Source organism: Mesorhizobium sp. WSM4887, from assembly GCF_029625865.1.
In the GTDB taxonomy this organism is placed as follows: Bacteria; Pseudomonadota; Alphaproteobacteria; order Rhizobiales; family Rhizobiaceae; genus Mesorhizobium.
Genome location: NZ_JARTVP010000001.1, coordinates 1,612,381 through 1,615,420 on the forward strand (window position 1 = coordinate 1,612,381; position 3,040 = coordinate 1,615,420).

Genomic DNA, 3,040 nt, shown 5'->3' on the forward strand with positions numbered 1-3,040 from the left:
ACCCCGGGGTTGGCAACCCCCAACTCAAATTCCCCCCAGACCCTGCCGCTCTCCGGGGGCTGCCCCCCCGCCACCCCCCCCCCCCCTGGGGGGGCCCCCCCCCCCCGCGCGCCCCGATTTTCATTTTTGATGCTGCTGCCCCTCCGAGGCGCGCCTCTTCCCTCGGGAAATATTACCGCACCGCGGTTTCAAGGCTGGCTTTTAACGCGCCGTTAACTGTGACGCGCTAGCTATGGTTAACCAATCGCTATGACGGGCCGACCGACGGTCGACAGGCATGACCGCCCCCGCCAGAGAGTTGACCGGCATGCGCGAGGCATGCCTGCTTTGAGAAGGGGTGTATCTTGGCAAGCATCATGACCAACGCCGCCGCGCTCACCGCGCTGCAGAGCCTCAACGCCACCAACAAGGCGCTTGAGACGACGCAGGGCCGCATCTCGACCGGCTACCGTGTCGCCACCGCTTCCGACAACGCCGCCTACTGGTCGATCGCCACCTCGATGCGGTCCGACAACAAGGCGCTCTCGGCCGTCCAGGACGCGCTCGGCCTCGGCGCCGGCAAGGTCGACACAGCTTACACCGCCATCACCGACATCAAGGACCAGGTCGACGCGATCAAGGCCAAGCTGGTCACCGCGCGCGGCGCCAGTCAGGACAACCAGCAGAAGATCGCGACCGAAATCAAGGCCATCCAGGACCAGATCAGGTCGTCGGTCACCAATGCCAGCTATGCCGGTTCGAACCTGCTGCAGAATGACGGAACGGCCGCCTCGGACCTGCATGTCGTGGCTTCGTACAACCGCACCGGCACGACCGTCTCCATCGACACCATCGACGTGGCAGCGACCGACACGCAGGTTCTTGACACCGCCGGCACGGGCGGCATCGTCGGCGGGCTGCTTGCGACGACCTTCTTCGATCCGAGTGCCGCGGCCGTTTCCGACACCGCCGTCGACACCGCGCTCGACAGCGTTGAAACCGCGCTTGCCAAGCTCTCCACCGGCGCTGCCTACCTTGGCGCCGCCAAGTCGCGCATCGACACCCAGCAGAGCTTCCTGTCGAACCTGTCCGATTCGATCGACAAGGGCGTCGGTGCCCTCGTCGATGCCGACATGAACAAGGAATCGACCCGCCTGCAGGCGCTCCAGGTGCAACAGCAGCTCGGCATCCAGGCGCTGTCGATCGCCAACGGCAACTCGCAGTCGATCCTGGCCTTGTTCAAGAGCTGATATTTCCGCTGAGGCAACCCCTCCATCGCAAGGCCGCGTCCTGAGCGCGGCCTTTTTCTTGCGCGTCGGACTGCTGCCTCCGGGCCGTTCGGGCCTCGCATAGCCCCTGGCCGCACGCACTATCATCCTCGCACAAGCTTCGCGGTCTAGTCTTCCGGCGGAAAGTCATGCTGGGAGCGGTTGAATCGTGCCGGAACAGATCCAGAGCCTCATCGCGAACCTCCGCGGCTTCGGCGTCAGGCGTCTCGCTCTCATGGGCGGCATCGCCGCGCTGGTCATGGCCGTCATCGGCGTCGGCTCGGTCTATCTCAACCGCCCGGCCTACGAGACGCTCTATGTCGGGCTCGACCGCAGCGACGTGAACCAGATCGGCCTGGTGCTGGGCGAGGCCGGCATCGGCTTCGATGTCGGCGCCGACGGAACATCGGTGCTGGTGCCGGCCGGCACCACCGCGCAGGCGCGCATGCTGCTGGCCGAAAAGGGCCTGCCGACCAGCGCCAACGCCGGCTACGAGCTGTTCGACAATGTCGGCTCGCTCGGCCTCACCTCGTTCATGCAGCAGATCACCCGCGTGCGTGCGCTGGAAGGCGAGATCGCGCGCACCATCCAGTCGATCGCCGGCGTCAAGGCGGCGCGCGTACACATCGTCATGTCCGAGCGCGCCAATTTCCGCCGCGACGAGCAGCAGCCCTCGGCCTCGGTGGTCATTCGTTATGCCGGCGTCGATGCCGAAAAGAGCGCCCAGTCGATCCGCCACCTCGTCGCCGCAGCGGTTCCCGGCCTGTCGGCCGACAAGGTGACCGTGCTCGATTCCAACGGCAATCTGCTCGCCGCCGGCGACGACACTTCCAACACAAGTGCTGCCCGCACGCTCGGCGTCGAGCAGACGGTCGAGGCGCAGATCGGTGACAACATCCGCCGCGCGCTGACGCCCTATCTCGGCCCCGACAATTTTCGCGCCAGCGTCAAGGCCGACGTCAATACCGACACCCGTCAGACCGAAGAAACGATCTTCGATCCCGAATCCCGCGTCGAGCGTTCGGTGCAGTCGGTGCGCACCAACGAGGCCAGCAACCAGAAGCAGGCCTCGAACCCGACCAGCGTCGAGCAGAACCTGCCCGAGACGCAGACGACCACGACTGAAGGGCCGCAGTCCTCCTCGCAGAATGACCGCAAGGAGGAGATCACCAACTACGAGATCAACTCCAAGAAGATCGCCACCGTTTCCAATGGCTACTCGGTGACCAAGATGTCGATCGCCGTCGTCGTCAACCAGGATCGGCTGAAGACCATCCTCGGCAAGGACGCCACCCCCGAGCAGATTGCCAAGCGCGTCGCCGATATCCAGAAGATGGTGGCCTCCGCCACTGGCTTTGAGGAGAAGCGCGGCGACGTCATCGATGTCTCGGCGGTCGAGTTCATCGACGGGCTGGACGGTGAGCCGATCGACCAGCCGGGCATCCTCGCCTCGATCGGCACATACACCGGCACGCTGATCAATGCCGGCGCCTTTATCGTCGTCGTGTTCCTGGTCGCCTTCTTCGGCCTGCGGCCGATGGCGGCCGCGCTGACGGCGTCGGCCAAGCCCGCGGCCCTCGCCGGCCCGAGCTTCGACGATGTCCAGCGCTCGCTGCCGACGCCCGACGCGCCGGTGGCCGCAATCGCGGCCGACACGGCCGTCGGCGCGCTGCCGGGGGGCCGGGCGGGGGCCCCGCCGCGCGGCGCCCAGCGCCCGAAGATAAGGCCGGCGCCGCCGGGACGGGGAGGCCCGGTGGGGTTTAAAAATATACGAGCCCCCCAGCCGGGAGCGA

The 3,040-nt window shown here is 66.4% G+C and carries 2 protein-coding genes; both read left to right on the forward strand.

The genetic code is table 11. The features are described from left to right. Positions 1–344: 344 nt before the first annotated feature. Positions 345–1,229 (forward strand): flagellin, encoded by an 885-nt coding sequence (locus P9230_RS07715; RefSeq protein ID WP_067002412.1) that lies wholly within the window; start codon positions 345–347, stop codon positions 1,227–1,229. A gap of 187 nt (positions 1,230–1,416) precedes the next feature. Beyond that, a partial coding sequence (fliF, locus tag P9230_RS07720; protein WP_278118188.1) for a flagellar basal-body MS-ring/collar protein FliF occupies positions 1,417–3,040 on the forward strand: 1,624 nt, incomplete at its 3' end.